Annotated in this window: 16 protein-coding genes and 1 pseudogene; 9 read left to right on the top strand and 8 right to left on the bottom strand. The window is 52.0% G+C overall.

From position 1 onward, the window contains the following. Nucleotides 1-46: 46 nt before the first annotated feature. The 3 genes from KIH86_RS06360 to KIH86_RS06350 all read right to left on the bottom strand — a co-directional run bounded on the left by KIH86_RS06360 (nt 47) and on the right by KIH86_RS06350 (nt 5,753). Entirely contained in the window at nt 47-754 is a 708-nt protein-coding gene (locus KIH86_RS06360; RefSeq protein ID WP_223081873.1) for a response regulator, read from the bottom strand. Next, on the bottom strand, nt 747-3,446 hold the full coding sequence (locus tag KIH86_RS06355; RefSeq protein ID WP_223081872.1) for a sensor histidine kinase: 2,700 nt from the start codon (nt 3,444-3,446) through the stop codon (nt 747-749). The genes KIH86_RS06360 and KIH86_RS06355 overlap by 8 nt, the downstream gene beginning before the upstream one ends. A 243-nt stretch (nt 3,447-3,689) precedes the next feature. Continuing rightward, entirely contained in the window at nt 3,690-5,753 is a 2,064-nt protein-coding gene (locus KIH86_RS06350) for a beta-galactosidase (protein ID WP_223081871.1), read from the bottom strand. A gap of 178 nt (nt 5,754-5,931) precedes the next feature. Between KIH86_RS06350 and KIH86_RS06345 the strand changes: the two genes are divergently transcribed. The 3 genes from KIH86_RS06345 to KIH86_RS06335 all read left to right on the top strand — a co-directional run bounded on the left by KIH86_RS06345 (nt 5,932) and on the right by KIH86_RS06335 (nt 8,232). Beyond that, entirely contained in the window at nt 5,932-6,777 is an 846-nt protein-coding gene (locus KIH86_RS06345) for an AraC family transcriptional regulator (RefSeq protein WP_223081870.1), read from the top strand. Between the two features lie 127 nt (nt 6,778-6,904). After that, a complete protein-coding gene (locus tag KIH86_RS06340; protein WP_223081869.1) occupies nt 6,905-7,795 on the top strand; it encodes a DUF4405 domain-containing protein in 891 nt (296 codons plus the stop codon). Between the two features lie 92 nt (nt 7,796-7,887). Beyond that, on the top strand, nt 7,888-8,232 hold the full coding sequence (locus KIH86_RS06335; RefSeq protein WP_223081868.1) for a hypothetical protein: 345 nt from the start codon (nt 7,888-7,890) through the stop codon (nt 8,230-8,232). Nucleotides 8,233-8,347: 115 nt separating this feature from the next. Here the strand turns inward: KIH86_RS06335 and KIH86_RS06330 are convergent, their stop codons facing one another. Then, complete coding sequence (locus tag KIH86_RS06330; protein ID WP_223081867.1) at nt 8,348-8,557, bottom strand: hypothetical protein; 210 nt, start codon at nt 8,555-8,557, stop codon at nt 8,348-8,350. 305 nt (nt 8,558-8,862) lie between these two features. Between KIH86_RS06330 and KIH86_RS06325 the strand changes: the two genes are divergently transcribed. The 6 genes and pseudogenes from KIH86_RS06325 to KIH86_RS06300 all read left to right on the top strand — a co-directional run. Beyond that, the gene (locus KIH86_RS06325; protein WP_223081866.1) at nt 8,863-9,441 is read left to right on the top strand and encodes a CD3073 family putative ECF transporter S component; all 579 of its coding nucleotides are present in this window, start codon (nt 8,863-8,865) and stop codon (nt 9,439-9,441) included. After that, complete coding sequence (locus tag KIH86_RS06320; RefSeq protein WP_223081865.1) at nt 9,431-9,943, top strand: CD3072 family TudS-related putative desulfidase; 513 nt, start codon at nt 9,431-9,433, stop codon at nt 9,941-9,943. The genes KIH86_RS06325 and KIH86_RS06320 overlap by 11 nt, the downstream gene beginning before the upstream one ends. After that, nucleotides 9,940-10,779: an ATP-binding cassette domain-containing protein gene (locus tag KIH86_RS06315; protein WP_223081864.1), complete on the top strand. Its 840-nt coding sequence runs from the start codon at nt 9,940-9,942 to the stop codon at nt 10,777-10,779. The genes KIH86_RS06320 and KIH86_RS06315 overlap by 4 nt, the downstream gene beginning before the upstream one ends. Next, entirely contained in the window at nt 10,764-11,660 is an 897-nt protein-coding gene (locus KIH86_RS06310) for an ATP-binding cassette domain-containing protein (protein WP_223081863.1), read from the top strand. The genes KIH86_RS06315 and KIH86_RS06310 overlap by 16 nt, the downstream gene beginning before the upstream one ends. A gap of 13 nt (nt 11,661-11,673) precedes the next feature. Beyond that, nucleotides 11,674-12,468 (top strand): energy-coupling factor transporter transmembrane component T family protein, encoded by a 795-nt coding sequence (locus KIH86_RS06305; protein ID WP_223081862.1) that lies wholly within the window; start codon nt 11,674-11,676, stop codon nt 12,466-12,468. 374 nt (nt 12,469-12,842) lie between these two features. Beyond that, nucleotides 12,843-13,211: pseudogene (locus KIH86_RS06300) on the top strand (transposase); the annotation flags it as partial. 137 nt (nt 13,212-13,348) lie between these two features. On the opposite strand, the gene KIH86_RS06295 reads toward KIH86_RS06300, so the two are convergent. The 4 genes from KIH86_RS06295 to KIH86_RS06280 form a co-directional block, all read right to left on the bottom strand. After that, nucleotides 13,349-14,263, bottom strand: coding sequence for a cation diffusion facilitator family transporter (locus tag KIH86_RS06295; RefSeq protein ID WP_223081861.1), 915 nt, complete (start codon nt 14,261-14,263; stop codon nt 13,349-13,351). Between the two features lie 221 nt (nt 14,264-14,484). Then, on the bottom strand, nt 14,485-15,111 hold the full coding sequence (locus KIH86_RS06290) for an FMN-dependent NADH-azoreductase (protein WP_223081860.1): 627 nt from the start codon (nt 15,109-15,111) through the stop codon (nt 14,485-14,487). Between the two features lie 124 nt (nt 15,112-15,235). Next, on the bottom strand, nt 15,236-16,123 hold the full coding sequence (locus tag KIH86_RS06285; protein ID WP_223081859.1) for an RCC1 domain-containing protein: 888 nt from the start codon (nt 16,121-16,123) through the stop codon (nt 15,236-15,238). Nucleotides 16,124-16,126: 3 nt separating this feature from the next. Next, nucleotides 16,127-16,738: a TetR/AcrR family transcriptional regulator gene (locus KIH86_RS06280; protein ID WP_223081858.1), complete on the bottom strand. Its 612-nt coding sequence runs from the start codon at nt 16,736-16,738 to the stop codon at nt 16,127-16,129. Nucleotides 16,739-16,854: the final 116 nt, after the last annotated feature.

The following is a 16,854-nucleotide window of genomic DNA, read 5'->3' as shown; positions in this document are numbered from 1 at the left end:
AGCCGCTTAGCGGATTCCGTTCATGTTACGAAAGGGGTGACGCTGTTCACGTCTCGTCTCCTACCTGAAGCATACGGTATCCGATTCCGATATGGGTTTGAATCAGCTTCTGCTGGGACGATGATTTTTCAATTTTCTTGCGCAGCGTCGCCATAAATACACGAAGCGCAGGGACATCGTAGGGATGGTTGCCCCAGATGGCATGCAGGATATAATTATGCGTCAGCACTTTGCCCACATTTTTCGCGAGCAGGCACAGAAGTTTATATTCACTTGGCGTCAAATGAATCTCCTCATCGTCCAGCCAGACGCATCCCGCCGAATAATCGATCTTCAGGGGGCCGTTCACGAAGCTGGACGCATCCTTCTGCAGCTTCTCGCTGTCATAGCGGATTCGCCGCAGACTGACGCGAAGTCTTGCCAGCAATTCCTCAACGCTGAATGGCTTGGTTAAATAATCGTCTGCGCCTGCATCCAGCGCCTCGATCTTGTCGCGATCCTCGCTGCGGGCGCTGACGACGATAATCGGCAGGTTCGACCAGGCCCGCACTTTTCGGATGATGTCCACCCCATCCATGTCGGGCAATCCCAAATCCAATATCATTAAATCCGGCTGCCGGGATACTGCCTCGATGATCGAGGCTTCGCCTGTCTCTGCCGTATGATACCGGTAACCCTGGGTTTCGAGAGTCGTCGTAATCAGCTTGCGGATCGGTCTGTCGTCTTCCACGACCAAGATAAAGGGTTTATTCATACACATTCACCTCCGCCGCCTGTAGGGTAAAAGAAAACACGGTCCCTTTTGGAGCCTGATCTCTGACATTTATAGTGCCGCCATGAGCATTGACAATCGATTTGCACAAGGAAAGCCCAAGACCGAGCCCTCTCCGCCCGTCCACGCGGGTATTGTTCGTCGTGAAGAACATTTGAAACAGCCGGCTCTTCGTATCATCCGGAATGCCAGGGCCGTCGTCCGCCACTTCAATTATCACCCACTGGCCCTCCCGCCTTGCCGAAACCTTGATATGGGAGCCAACCTGGGTGTAGGTAATGGCATTGTCCACCAGATTGATCAGGACTTGAATAATCAAGCGCGGGTCCATCCGGGCCATGAGCAGTTCATCTTCGATATCCGTTTCGATGATATGCTTCTCGCGGTTGCGGTTGAGATGAAGCATAGCCTCGGAAATGACCTCATCGACCAATTCCGCTTGCAGATTCAGATGGATCGAATCGTTCTCAATCCGGCTGATGGAGAGCAGATTCTCCACCAGATTGATAAGCCACATCGAGTCGTCGTAAATATCCGTATAGAGGCTTGTCTTCTGCTCCTCGCTCAGTACGCCGGAATTGCCGATAAGGATTCCCGCATTCCCCGAGATGCTTGTTAGGGGAGTGCGCAGATCATGGGAAATGGCCCGAAGCAGGTTCGCACGCAGCTGTTCCTGCCGGATCTGCATCGATATTTCCTGCTGCCGCTCATTAAGCCTGTGTTTCTCAAGCGCCAGCGCACATTCCCCGAGCATCGCAATCAAGAGACTTTTCTCAAAAACGTCAAGCGGCTCTTCCTGCTCCATCACGACACCGGCAACCGCGAAGACCGTGTCCCCGCCGCGTACGGCATGATACAGACACCGGGCACCGAAGAATGTATCCGTGGTCGCGCCCGCACGTTTGTTATTGGTATAGACCCAATCGGCGACCGCCCGTTCATTCTCATCGATATACAGCTCCGGAATGCTGGACAACTCATTTTTGAGATAAATCATTGGCTCCGAAAGTCCCGCTTCCGAAGCGGTATAGAAAATAACCGTCCGGTCAAGCAGCTTCACCATCTGACGGGCTGTCTCACCGACGATGGCCTGGAAATCCTCGGCCTGCTGCAAATTCCGGCTCGTCTCCAACAGAACCTCTGTACGGTATGCCTTCTGCGAGGATTCACGCGCCTGATCCCGTACCCGCATGGTCAGTGTGCTCGTCAGGAACGAAGCTGTCAGCATGACAAGGAAGGTCACCGGATAACTGGAGTCGTACACATTGAGCGAATAATAAGGCTTGGCGAAAAAGTAATTGAACACCAGCACACTCAGCAACGAAGACACCACGCTGTACACCCGTCCCCTCGTGATCATCGCATTGAGCAGGACGCCGAGTATATACACCGTAATGATATTTGCTTCTCTAACATTCATATATTGAAAGCCGAGTCCGATCAGGGTACAGCCCGCTATAATGACCGCAGTCTTGCCCAAATCGGCCAGAGACAGATGAAGCGGCTTCGGCTGCCTTGATAACTTGCCAGATGCAGCAGGCTGCGGGTATGGAATAATGTAGGTCTCGACACCCGGAACAAGCGCCGTCAGTTTATCGACCACGCTCGCTTTGCCTAACCCTCTCTTTTTGTTGGGGGATCGACCAAGTACAATTTTGGACACCTGGCTCGTCTTGACGTATTCGGCAATCTGGACGGGAATGTCGTCGCCGTATACGGTTGCAATCTGGGCGCCCAGCTGTTCTGCCAGTCTCAGGTTGCTTCTCAGCTCTTCCTTGTTCCTGGGGCTCAGCGTCATCGTCTCCGGCGTCTCCACGAACAATGCGGTAAAGCGTCCGTGAAAGGCTTCAGCCATTCTCGCCGCTGTACGGATGACTTTTTTGTTGGACTCCGCCGAAGAGAGACAGACCAGAATATGATCCTTCGTATCGTATTCATTTCTTGAAGCCTGCTCGCTGATCTGTATAGCGATCCGGTTCAATTGGCTTGCGGTGCTGCGCAGCGCGATTTCGCGCAGGGCAGTCAGCTTTTCCCTTGTGAACAGCTCCTCTGCGGCCTGCTGCGCTTCAAGCTCCGGATAAATCTTGCCTTTATTTAGCCTGTCTATCAGGTCTTCCGGCTCGATATCGACCAGGTTTACCTGATCCGCGCTGTCAAATACGCTGTCCGGTATGCGCTCCTGAACGGGGAAACCGGTAATCGAATCGACTATATCCGCAAGGCTCTCGATCTGCTGCACGTTAAGGGTCGTATACACATCGATGCCCGCCCGGAGCAGCTCTTCTACATCCAGATACCGCTTCTTATGACGGCATCCCGCCGCGTTGCTGTGGGCCAGATCATCCAGCAGCAGAAGCTCGGGCCTTCGGTTCAGCGCACGGTCCAGGTCGAATTCGTGGATGGTGCTCCCCTGACCGGAGAATATCCTTGGCGGCAGCTGCTCCAGACCGCCAAGAAGAGCCGCTGTATCAGGTCTCGAACGAGCGTCAATGAAACCCGCAACGACATCGATTCCGTCTTTAAGTTCCTCCTGGGCTGCGCTCAGCATGGCGCTGGTCTTGCCGACGCCCGGCGCATAGCCGATGAATATACTCAGCTTCCCCCGGACTTTGGCTGCGGGCTGCTCTTCCGGCCATACGGGCGGAACACTGCCGTTCTTTTTTTTCGCTGTCATCTTAAGCCTGCTTTCCGTCGATCCTCTATGCATGACTAATACCTGTTAGTATAGCATGTGCAAAATCAGCATCGTATTACAAGTTTCAGCCTGACATTAAGATTGCGTTAAGATGACATAAAAATGCGTTTCTTCATTATCTGTCGTCGCTGAATGTGAAAAATGCCCCCGGTTACCCAGGGGCCTTCGTCTTCCTCGTCATCTTCGTCTTTTGAGGTGTTATATGAGGATTTGCAGATGACTTTATGGATTCAGTATTTCCAGCACCAGTACACCATACGGCGGCATCTCTACCTCACGCTCCAGACGGGCATCGGTTAACAGATCCTTAGCCGCTTGATTAACATACACAAGTGACGGCTTGTCCGAGTAATTCAGCGCAAAAAGATACTGCTTACCGTCCGCCGCCCGAACTCCCAGCTCAACCTCGGCGGGAGCGGTCACGAGGTCTGCGGCGGGAGAGGTCAGACCCAGCTTCTCGATCAGAGCGCCGGCCACCTGTTCGCTGAAAGCGGCGCCGAGATACCAGGCATAGCCTTTACCATAGGCGCGACGAGTGAGTGCGGGGCTGCCAGCGTAATATTCGGACGCGTATTCGGCCATCACTTCCGTCACTTCGTCTTGAGTGGCCAGAACTTCATTGAAGCCTGGCGCAGCTGCACCCGCCGGGAGAGCAAGGACTTCCGATTTCAGCTCCGCAGGAGCTACGGAACCCTTGATCAATGTGAAATCTTCGACGGTGATCCCGCATAATCCGGCAACCGGGCCCGGGAACGGGTCCATCTTGCAGTGTCCGTCCGGATTTTTGTATCCGGTGCGCGCTCCGAAGAAGAGCTGTCCGCCCTGCTCCACATACCGGCTCAGGAGGTCTGCCGTTTCATCTGTCATGATCGCCGCATGCGGATACACAATTACTTTGTACGGGGTCAAGTCGGCAAGAACGGTCCCGGGCCGCAGCATAACAAAATCCGCCGGGATGTGGCGATACTGAAGCTGCTTGAACCAGGAGAGCTTGCTCTGCCAGTTCAGCGGACCGTGCCATTCGTCCAGTTCTCCATCCCAAAGATTATCATAGTCCTGCAAAATGGCGACTTCCGCCTGGAACTTCGTTCCGGCTATCGCTGCGCCGATCTTGGCGAACTCGCCGCCTACCTGCGCGACCTCCCGCACCCTCCGGTTGGGACGGTTATGATAGTCGTTGATGCCATGCCAGTATATTTCGGTGCCGAATGTCGCCGTACGCCAGCGGAAGTAGAGCAGCAGGTCGGCTCCGTGCAGAACCGATTGATAAGTCCAGAGCCGGAGCTGGCCCGGTCTCGGAGACCCCATCCCGATGCGGTCCACCCAACCGCCAGGACCGGATTGCTGTTCCATGATGCAGAAATTTGGCGAGACCGACCGGACGTTGGACAGATTCATGCTCCAGGACCGGTCTTTCAGCGGCTGCTCGTCATCACCGGGAGAAATCGTCGAGAACTGGGGATACGAATCATAAGAGAAGAAATCCAGCATCTGGTCGGTCAGTTCATGGTTGTCCAGATGTCCGAACATTCCGTTCGTCGTAATCCAATGCTGCGGCGCCAGCTCGCGAATGATATCCGCCTGAAGCTTGACGAACGATATTGTATTCGCGGAGATGAAGCGCTTCTCATCCAGCGCCAGATGCGGATTCGGCGAGCCGCTGACCAGAGGACGGGTAAGGTATACCTGCTCCCAATCGGTATAGGTCTGGCTCCAGAACACGGTTCCCCATGCCTGATTCAAGCGATCCAGCGAACCGTAACGCGCTTTCAGCCATTCCCGGAACGCGATATGATCCGCTTCGGCGTAGAAGACGTTAATCTCGCAATTCAGCTCGTTATCAATCTGCCAGCCGATGACGGCAGGATGATCCTTGTAGGCTTCTGCCATATTTCGCACGATCCGGCCGCATAATTCTCTGTATACCGGACTGCTGTAATTGTAATGACGCCGCATTCCATGTCTGTACATAACGCCTTCCACATTCGCATTCAGAACTTCGGGATACTTATGCGTTAGCCATGCCGGCGGCGTAGCGGTCGGAGTCCCCATAATGACCTTCAGCCCGTAACGATGCGCCAAATCCAGAACCCGCTGAAAAAAGCTGAAATCAAACCGCCCCTCATCCGGCTCCAGCATTGCCCAGGCGAATTCCGCCATCCGGATCACCGATATATTCATCTCCCGCATCCGCCGGAAATCATCCTCCCATAGTGCTTCCGGCCAATGCTCCGGATAATAACAAACCCCAAGTGTTAATTCATTCAGCTGTATCGATTTGGACATCTTGTTCTGCCTCCTGTCGTATTCTTGACTTCATTCTAGTGGACGCAGAGTTATAATGGAACGACAAAAAGATGCGATATGTATTAATATATTGTTATGAGATTAGACCAAAAATATAATAAATACATGAGTATTTTTCATTCGATTACAAAAATATTGCGTTTAATCGAGGTGCCTGATGCAAGAGCATATATTCTTTCCCAAACCTGTATTCCCGAGACATGTATGCTATCCCGACTTTGTCGGAGGATACAGCGAATACCCCGAACACAGCGTCAACCGAGAGTATCGGACCACTGAAAACAACCTGGACCGGCGATATAATCTGCATCTTGTATTATCGGGCACAGGGTTCCTGCAAACCGAAAGCAGGACCTATGAATTAACGCGGGGGCAGGGCTTTTTATATGGTCCAGGTATGAGACAGACTTACCGCTCGGATCTCCATGATCCGTGGGATATCCGCTGGGTGCATTTCTACGGCATGCATCTGGAGGAGCTGCTGGACGGCAAGGGACTTGATGAGCCCTGGTTGTTCGGGGTGGCGGACATTTCCCCGTTCGAAACTTTGCTGGAAACGATGCTGCAATTGGGCAGGAACTATGAAGTGGATAATGAATTCGCAGTCGCCTCGACGTTATACGGGCTATTGACCCGGCTGCAATCTGCATCAGCCCGTTTGAATGACCCGGTCAACGCAGCTGCCGATAAAATTCGGGCTGCCGCCAACTATGTCCGCGCCTGCTGCAATGAACCGGTCAGTCTGCAGCAGGCGGCCTCCATCGCCGGTTACAGCACCCATTACTTCAGCCGCATGTTCAACCGGATCTTCGGCATGTCCTTCTCGGACTTTCTGCTGGAATGCCGATTGCTGAAGGCGAAGCAGCTGCTCTCCTCCACCGGTCTCTCGGTCAAACAGATCGCGCTGGAGAGCGGCTTCTCCCAGACCAGCTACTTCAGCAAATGCTTTCGAAGCCTGGAAGGAATGACGCCTATGGAATTTCGCAGCATCCACCGGGGTTGACACATGCAGCATTTTCTTATACCAATTCACCGGATTTTCACCAAAAGACATTAAGATGGCTTCGTTAAGAACAATCGGCTAAAGGCGATTCTTAACGAATACATACTTTTAGGTGGAGACGAAGCTGATGAAGAACAAAAAGTCGTATGTAAAACTCACGCTGGATCTATTGATGGGGGTCACTTTTGCCCTCCTGTACAACACGAGAGTTCTAGGCGGACTGGCTTTTCACGAAATTGCCGGAATTGCGATCGGATTTGCTTTTGTGATCCATATCGTGCTCAATTGGAGGTTTGTGCAGAAAATAACGGTCCGTCTTTTCGACAAATCCCTTCCGGCCCGGACAAGATTCAGCTATTTGCTGAACGTACTGCTGCTGCTGTCCATGTCACTTGTTATTTTTAGCGGATTGGTCATTTCCAGAGTTGTGCTGCCGAATTTTCAATTTGTGAATGAGAACTGGTTCAAAATCGCCCACATGGCTGTAGCTTATCTGGCGCTTGGTCTTATCGGCGTTCACATCGGTATCCACTGGCATTGGGTGATCAAGGTTACACAGAAGCTGCTGAACATGAAGCTGCCCCAACCGCTCTCCAGAGCGTTGATGACCGGCGCAGCGGTGCTGGTGCTCGTATTCGGCGCTTATCAAGCTTATGAGACGAATTATCTCTCCAAGCTGCAGATGGTTAAGGGCTTGTTCACCGCTTCGGCTGCACCTGGCAAAGGCGCTGTGGAACATGGAGGCATGGACCGGTCGCAATCCCGCATGGCACCGAATTCAGCTGACGATTCATCCACAGGGTCGGTAACCGGCTCATCCGGCGCCAACGAAATAGGAGACAGTAGCAACTTCCGCGAACGTGAAGGAAAAGGCGGGTTTGATAATCGCGGATTTGGCAGCGACAGCTGGTATGAGGTCCTCTTCACCTACACAGGTATAATGGCTGTATTTGCCGGGATCACATACTATTTGGATAAATGGATAGCCTCAAGAAGGAAAAAAGTAAGAACGGCGTAAGCCGTTTTTTTTGATTTTTCAAAATACCCTATTGTTTTTCCAATAAAGCCGAGTATAATACTAGGTAAAAGATGATGTAAGGAGACACGGCTATGGGATACAGCAATCAAACGATCTATCCCGCTCGACGGGTTGACGATTATCTGGACTTATTAAATTATGCGAAGCAAATTGGAGATGTTCAGTGGCAGTCCGAAATTCTTGAGGTTCTATCGGAACTGACTCTTGCAGGCGAAGATAATGACAGAAGAGAAGAACTGCATGAACTGTGGAAGGACTTTGACCGGATCAATGATCAGCTTCTTGCTTTGTTCTCGAATCTTCGGGAAGACCCGAATACCGGATTGAAGAATAAATGGATTGAGGAAATTTGGGAATTGAAACTGCAGCGCATCGCCGCTTCGAAGAGAATTCAGGGGTTTTACAAGGAAGCTTAAGCTGAGGAAGAACATCATAAAGGCAGGCATGCAGTTGTCTGCTCTGCCCAAGAATCACAAGCAATTTACATACTCGGAATCTTGCTTAGGCATGTGGCCTATCGCATACGGGCGATTATTTTGAAGTCTGCATCATGTCGCGCATCATTTTCATCATCATGGTCATCATTTCGTCGCATTCCTGCATTTTGGCCATCATCATTTCTGTGTCCATGGGCATGTCCATCTCGGACATTTTTTCCATGCACATTTTCATGCATTTCATCTTGCTCATCATATCCTCCATACACATTGCCCCCATCATCTGCATACACATCTGTTCCATACCAATCTCTCCTCTTCAAAATGGAATTTTTTACTTCTATTTAAAACTACTATATCCCTCTTTGAAAATCAATTCATTGTTGGCAAAAATGCTTGAAATATTTTTCAGATTAGAAATATCTGCCATTGACAGTGAGAGAAATGTACATAAAATTAAATACAACAATACCAATTAACAAACTCGGTAATTGATTCGTCTGAAGCGTGAGACCCGCAAGTCCGGCGCTCGTTATGTACAAAGGGGGCTTGAGTTAACACTTGGTGAAGTTTTGAAAATCATGATTCAACATTCAGGAGGAGAAAAAAATGAACCCAAGAACTCAAGTCATTACTCTCGGTGCTCTGGCCGTCGCGATCAACGTGATAGCGGGCACTCTCGTAAGCAATCTGAAGATTCCCTTTTTGTTTCTGGATACGGTTGGCACGATCTTTATCGCTGCGATTTTCGGTCCGCTATGGGGGGCAGTCGTCGGTCTGCTGACCAACCTCGTTCTCGGCGTAACTTCAGGTTATACCGCGATTCCCTTCGCTCTTGTTAATATCATCGTGGGCCTTGTTGTCGGATATGCTTCGCGTAAGAACGGATATCGCTTCTCTTCCGCGCTGATCTCCGGAATCGTACTCGGCATACTATGCCCGGCTGTCGGTTCCGTGATCGCGATCGGATTATTCGGCGGATTGACGGGAGGCGTCCAGGACGTCGCGGTTCTCTGGCTGAAGCAGGCCGGAACCAGTCTGTTTGCAGCGGCATTCCTTCCCCGCCTTGGTGAAAATCTGATCGACAAAATCCTGTCCGCCCTGCTTGTCTATTATATTGTGAAGAACCTGCCGCAGTCCCTCATCAAGAGAACTAACTCGAAGAAGCGTAGTTCCAATGCAGCGTAGTAAAAAAATTATCGTCGCCTCACACTGCGTCGTTAACCAAAACGCAGTCGTGGAGGGCGAAGCTCGCAGTCCCGGCATAATGAAAGCGGCAGTCGACTGGACTTACGAGCAGGGGTATGGGATCTTTCAGCTCCCCTGCCCTGAATTCACCTTTCTCGGACCGGAGCGTCCGCCTATGACCGCCCAGGAATACGACACGCCCGAATTCCGCAGACATAACCGCGGCATCCTGCTTCCGGTAGTGGAGCAGTTGAAGACTTATCAGGATCATGGATACACCATTGTCGGAGGTCTTGGCATCTCCGGCAGTCCCTCCTGCGATCCCGGGAAGGGCGTCTTCATGCAGGACTTCTTGAACCTCGCAGCCGAATTTGGCGTCAACATCGACTTCTTCTGGCAGATTCCGAATACGGCGGACGGCATGTTCGATCCCGAAGATCCGGGGAGCGTATTTGGCTCCGTCAATAAGGATCGATCACCGAAAGAAGGCGGTCGTTCATGATTCAAATTCATGGGGTCAGCTTTGATTATCATGATGTCAATGAGGAGGATAATGCCGGCCGCAAGCCGGCATTATCCAATGTTACACTGGATATCGTCTCCGGTGAATTTGTCGCCCTGCTCGGACGCAATGGTTCCGGCAAGTCATCTCTTACCCGCCTGCTTAACGGTATCGAGGCGCCATACAAGGGAGAAGTGCTCGTCGACGGCCTGTCAACGGACGACCAAGCGGCCATCCCTGCTATCCGCCGGCTGGTGCAGATCGTATTCCAGAACCCCGAGAATCAGCAGGTCGGTCTGACTGTGGGCGAGGATATCGCGTTCGGACTGTCCAATATCGGTTGGCCGCATGAGGAGATGTCGGACCGAATCTCCTGGGCTATTCATCTTGTCGGGTTAAACGCTCCTGAAGACCGGCCGGTCAGCGACCTGTCGGGGGGCGAGAAGCAGAAGCTGGCACTCGCTGCTGTTCTTGCGTTGGCGCCGAGCTATCTTATCCTGGATGAAGCCACCTCCATGCTGGACCCGGCAGCCCGAAGACAATTCGTTGCAACGCTTCATGAAGTAAGGCGTGAACATCCCTTCACCTTGATCTATATCACGCATCATTTGGAAGAGGTCATGGATGCCGACCGTTGGGTTATTTTCCGCGAAGGAGAAATTGCCGCTTCCGGCACTCCCGATGAGCTCGCCACAGATCCGGAGCGCTTATCGGATTGCGGTCTTGAGCTGCCTTATACCCGCCAATTAAGTGAGTGGCTGCGACTAAAGGGCGTTCCGGCATCCTCAGCTCCGGACATTCAGGAATTAAGGAGACTGCTATGCGAATCGAATTAAACGACATCAGCTTCTCATATGGCAGAGCGCGAAGAAGAAAGCCGGCAGCCCCTCCATTCGTCCTGTCCGATATCGGCGTGACCATTCCCACTGGCCAGATGCTTGCACTGGCCGGGAGATCCGGCTCAGGCAAGTCCACCTTTCTTCAGCTGATGAAGGGCTTTATCGCTCCATCACTTGGAAGTGTCGAGCTTAACGGAACGGACCCTCATCTCGCTAGAAGAGCCGAGCTGTTCGACAAGGTCGGATTTATATTTCAGTATCCCGAACATCAGCTGTTTGCGAATACAGTATTTGATGATATCGCATTTGGACTTCGGGCGGCGAAGCTGGCCCCGGACATAGTCGAAACCAAGGTTCGCCTGGCGATGGAGGCTGTCCGGCTCGATTATGACGAATTCAAGGACCGCAGTCCTTTCGAACTCAGCGGCGGCGAGAAACGGCGGGTGGCCATTGCAGGCGTTGTGGTGCTGGAGCCGGGGATGCTGATTCTTGACGAGCCGACGGCGGGACTTGATCTCCAGTCCCGCCGCTCGCTGTTTGAGCTCCTTCACAGGATGAACCAGGAGCAGGGAATTACCGTTCTATGGGTCAGCCATCAGCTTGACGAGATTCTTGAGCATGCCGCAAGGTTGATCGTCATCCATAATGGCCGACTGGCTGCAGACGGAAATCCCTCAGAGCTTTTGTCCGACTCCGCGCTTCTGGATGCTCTGGGCTGGGAAGAACCTCCGGCCCTGGCAGTATACCGTCTGCTAAGAGAACTCGGGCTGTGGGATGATCTTCGTCTCCCAACTGCCTCGGAAGCGGCCGCAATCATTGCCCGGCACGCGCATCCATCTGACAAAATACTAGTCACGACTAAATCAGAATTGAAATAAAGAGGGACTCAACATGTCAGGATCATCTTTTCTGCTGTTTCAACAACGTAATTCCGCCCTGGAGCGCTGGGACCCCCGCGCGAAGATTGTCGCCGCCCTGCTGATCGGAGCCGCCTTGCTGATTACTCATGATCCGGTTATCAAGACCGGAATGCTGGTCGTCCTGATTCTGATCTGGGGAATGGCGAGACTCCCTTGGACGACGCTTCTCATCACGTTCCTGTCACTATCGCTCTTCTTCCTGTCCACCATGATCTACCAGGCGGTGCTGTTGACCGACCCTTCCGATTCATGGATTCAATGGGGTGCCGTTCATCTCTCAAAGCGCGGCCTGCTTAACGGGATCTTGATGTGCGAGCAGATTGCCGGTGTTGTGCTTCTGCTGTCACTGCTTGTCCGGACCACCTCTCCGATCGTGCTGGCGGAGGGATTGGAGATGCTGCTGAAGCCGCTGAAGAAGCTGAAGCTTCCGGTGCACGAAGCGGTGATGATGTTCTCCATAGCGCTGCGGTTTCTTCCGATTCTCGTTGAGGAATTTGACAAAATCCGCAAATCCCAGCTCGCCCGCGGCGGCGGATTTCAGCGCGGAGGGGTCATCACGAGATTCAGCGGCGTCCTCCCAATGCTGATGCCGCTGTTCGTCATGTCGATTCTGCGCGCGAAGGACTTGGCGGTAGCGATGGAGTCGCGGTGCTATCAAGGCGAATCGGGACGTACTCCCATCCGTCTGTATCGTTTCAGAGCAGCGGATTACACGGTGTTCGCCGTATCATTGCTCGCCCTTCTCTTTGTCGCTATACATTTATAAATGAAGCGATCGGAACGAGCCTCGTTCTTCCCTAACGCTCCAAAGGGGGTGTCCCAAAAGCCATGAAATGGCTGCTTGGGGCACCCCTCATGTTTAGAGCAGGATCGACATGTGTGCTTGGTGTGGACGCTCCACGAACGGACCGTTGTTCCAATCGCTGTTGTGCCCAGATTTTTTTCATTCTCCTTAACGGTGAAAATCTGGACACAAAGGCGACCGCTGCCGCTTTTCCACAATAGTTCCGTCCTCTCCGCTGCTTTAAGCGGGAACAGTTTCTTAAAAACGCCAAAAAAAGAAATCGCTCTTTTGGTAAAATGGAGGTACCACCGTCATTATCTATGCCTACGCCCAGCGAGTCTATTCGTCTCGTCAACTGGAAAGAGAATGTCGGAAAGATGGAGAACTGGACGTACGACGAAGCCGAGGATAGGTGGACGTGTCCCGCCGGACAAACGCTGCATTTCCGCAGAGAATNGGAAATGGTCGTCAGTTTGGAACGACTGCGGTATCAGAAACAGGCTCGGGAAATTCTGCGAAGTGAGGAAGGTTACGCCTTGGCCGTACGTCGAATGACGGAGCCCGAGAGTGTATTTGGACAACTGAAAAACAACCGGGGCTTCCGGCGATTTCTGCTTCGCGGTATGGAGAAAGTGACGCTTGAGGTAGGGTGGCTTTCCCTTGCCCATAATGTACTAAAACAAGCCGCAGTGGACCAAAAACGCAAAACAGCGATTCTCCAATAACCGGAGAATCGCTGTTTTGCTAACTTTTTGCGTTTTCTAGAATGAAGAAGAACTGTCTCTGACTTTGAAAATCCACTTATGGGATAGCTCCTTTAACAGGACCGGTTCGCACGGCGAAAGCGAAGCAGTGTAATTTGCTACTTCGTGCCTGCCGGTCCTTCATTCTCATACCACGGATTCAAATGCACCAGAACTTCCTCGACATCGGCATGCTCTTGTATGATGGCCGCTTTGATCTTCCGGATAATGTCATGCCCTTCCTGAATCGTCAGCTGGGCCGGTATTCCGACCCGTACATCCAGCATGACATATTGTCCGAACTCTCTGGCCCGGAGCCGGTCAATGCGCTTCACCTCGGGAATAGTCAGGATCAGCGCCTCATATTCCCGTATTTGTTCAACCGAGACTGACTTTTCCATGAGAATGTCGATGGCATCCTTGCCCATATGAAATGCCAGGCGAAGGACAAAATAAGAGACGATTATTCCGGCGACGGGATCGCCGTAGCTTAGAACGGCGATGTCATAGCGACTGCCGATCAGCGCCAGCCCGATGCCGACGACCGCCGCAATTGAAGCATACACATCGGCGAGATGATCATGGGCCGTTGCCTGTAGGCTCTTGCTCTTGGTTGTACGTCCAAGGCGAATACAATACACATACAGCCACTGCTTCCAGATCAGGGATATGGCGGCGGCGATCAAGGCGATCAGACTGGGCTCCGCGGCCGGATGGAACAGGGAAACTACGGCATGATAGGCGATGAAGACAGCCGCGAGAATCATGATCACAGCTACAATGGCGGAGCCGATAACTTCGGCCTTGCCATGTCCGTACATATGACTCTCATCCTTGGGCCTGTTCGCGACTTTGGTGGACGCGAGCGCCGCCACCGTAGCGATTACATCACCTGCATTATGTACACCGTCAGCAATTAAGACCTGGCTGCCCGCCAGAGTGCCGACCGCTATTTTTAATATCGTTAGCAGCATGTTGCTGATTATACTGATCCAAATGGCTTGTTCGCCCGCAGATCTACCTGTCTTGTTCATAAGTCCCCCCTGCGATGGTCATCTATTTAATGGAGCCTGACTTTTGTAGTCTATACTTTCTGCAAGAATAAAAAAAGCCCGCGCACCGCACGGTCAATGATAGTATATGATCTTTTGCCGTTCGAATGCAATGAGCGGCAGTGAGATGCGGATGCATCCGCGCTTTCCATAACGAAAAAAAGAGGAACCGCAATGGTTCCTCCTTTGGGTGATCGGGTCGATTAGAAACGTTTGGCAAGAGCGGTTACTTCGGCAAGACCCTCGCTGATGATGCTCTGCGAACGGTCAGCGAATTGGTTATGTCCTTCGATCACGACGATCTCCGGATTTTGGATTCCCCAGAAGCCCAGTGTGTTCTTCACATAGTTCAGGGACATTTCAAGTCCATCCATCGGAGCTACAGAGTATACCCCGCCGCGGGCTTGAAGCAGAGCAACCTTCTTGTCTCCGACAAGTCCAACCGGACCTTGTTCCGTATACTTGAATGTTTTGCCGGCCTGGTTCAAATAGAAGAAATAAGTCAGCAGCTGTGCCGGAATGGTGAAGTTCCAGAGCGGGAATGCGATAACGACCTTATCGGCACCGAGGAATTGATCCAGGTAAGTATTTGCCAGATCAGCAAGACGCTGCTCTTCGGCGGTTGCTTCGTAGCCGTTGGCAAGCTTATACAGTCCAGTCAGCATGTGCTCGTCATAATACGGCAGGTTCGCTTCGAACAGATTCAGCTCAGTGATATGATCGTCCGGATGGGAAGCTTTGTATGCATTTACAAATGCGTCATACATTTTTACGGTAACCGACTGCTCGATCGAGCGGTTGTTTGCTTTCAAAAATAACACTTTGGACATGGTTCTCTCTCCCTCTTATGTTTCTGCATGTACTTACGTTATTTAAGTTACAGTATATTTAACAGATAATCAAGTAAAAATATTAAATTTTTTTGGATGTCCGTAAAAGGGTGTTGAACAGGGATCATGTTTTGTTCCTGGCATCAATGCCGCGCCAGCCGCTTACATTGCATTGGCCTTCATTATTCCGGCCTGCGGCCACCACCGTGCCGTCCGATTTAAGGCCGAGCGTATGAGCGCTTCCCGCCGCTACCGCCACAATATTGCGCCAGCCGCTTACACTGCATTGTCCATGCTCATTCCAACCCACAGCCGCTACCGTACCATCCGATCTAAGCCCGATGGTATGGTTGCTACCCGCACCTACTGCCACAATGTCGCGCCAGCCGCTAACATCGCATTGTTCACGCCTATTCCAGCCTGCAGCCGCCACCGTTCCGTCCGACTTAAGCCCAACGGTATGCAGGTAACCCGCCGCTATCGCCTCAATATCGCGCCAGCCGCTTACATTGCATTGGCCGTACCGATTATTGCCCGCAGCCGTCACTGTGCCATCTGAATTAATTCCGACGGTATGCCAGTCGCCCGCTACTGCCGCCACTATGCCGTGCCAGCTGCTTACATTGCATTGACCTTCATTATTATGACCTACAGCTAATACCGTGCCATCCGATTTAAGCCCGACAGTACGACGCCAACCCGCCGCTACTGCCACAATATCGCGCCAGCCGCTTACATCGCATTGGCCATACTTGTTCCAACCCACTGCCTCCACCGTTCCGTCCGGTTTAAGCCCGATTGTATGAGCATTACCCGTATGGGCATTACCCGCCGCAACCGCTACAATATCGCGCCAACCGCTCACATCACATTGGCCATATTTATTATCACCCACCGCTGTCACCGTCCCGCTCGATGTAAGCCCGACGGTATGACGATAACCCGCCGCTATGGTATTTTTTGGCCACCGTTTCACCAATAACGCCGATTCAATCGGTGAAGTGTAATCCATATCTTATCTCCTTCCGGTTTCTTGGCTGCCTATATGGCTCCGAAGCCGGTTATACTGGTCGGCAACATAATGCGGCGAATATGGCATATCCTTTCGAAGCCATGCAATAATTAGCCCGATCAAGGCCGATGAATGGTACCAGATAGCAATTTCCTTCTGAATGCCTGCCTCCTGGAACAACTCATCGCCTCCGTAGTGTTCGATCCTTTCGGTTACCATTCCCGTCAACAGCCGCAAGAGACGCTCCGTAAAGATCGGAGTTCGTCTGGACGTTAACACGACCTTGTAGAACTTGCTGTGCTTCGCTATATGCTCCAGCAGCTGAACCAATGGCGTCCATTCTCCGTCAAGCGAGGCCGCACCGGGCGCTTGCCTCTCCTTCATCAGCATCCCCTCAATATGCCGGACCATCTCCTCCGCCATTTTTTCCATCATATCCGTGATGTCTTTATAATGCAGATAAAAGGTGACCCGGTTGATTGTCGCGCGCTCGGCGATACGGTTGACGGTAATTTTCTCGATATCCATCTCCTGCAGAAGCTCAATGAAGGCTTCCCGAATCAGCTGCCGCGTTCGCAGAATCCGGGGATCTTTCGAATTTTTGGGGGACTCCATCCTTATTCTCCTCTTCGCAGACTACAATCTTGTGATATTTGTGGGATATTCGGCGTTTAATTTACACATCGGTTTGCGATGTTGTCTAATTGACATTTCCGGCAGAACTGTCGCTT

Source organism: Paenibacillus sinensis (assembly GCF_019904155.1).
In the GTDB taxonomy this organism is placed as follows: domain Bacteria; phylum Bacillota; class Bacilli; order Paenibacillales; family Paenibacillaceae; genus Paenibacillus_AQ; species Paenibacillus_AQ sinensis.
The sequence above is the reverse complement of the archived record's forward strand: the minus strand, read 5'-3'. Positions and strand labels throughout refer to the sequence as shown.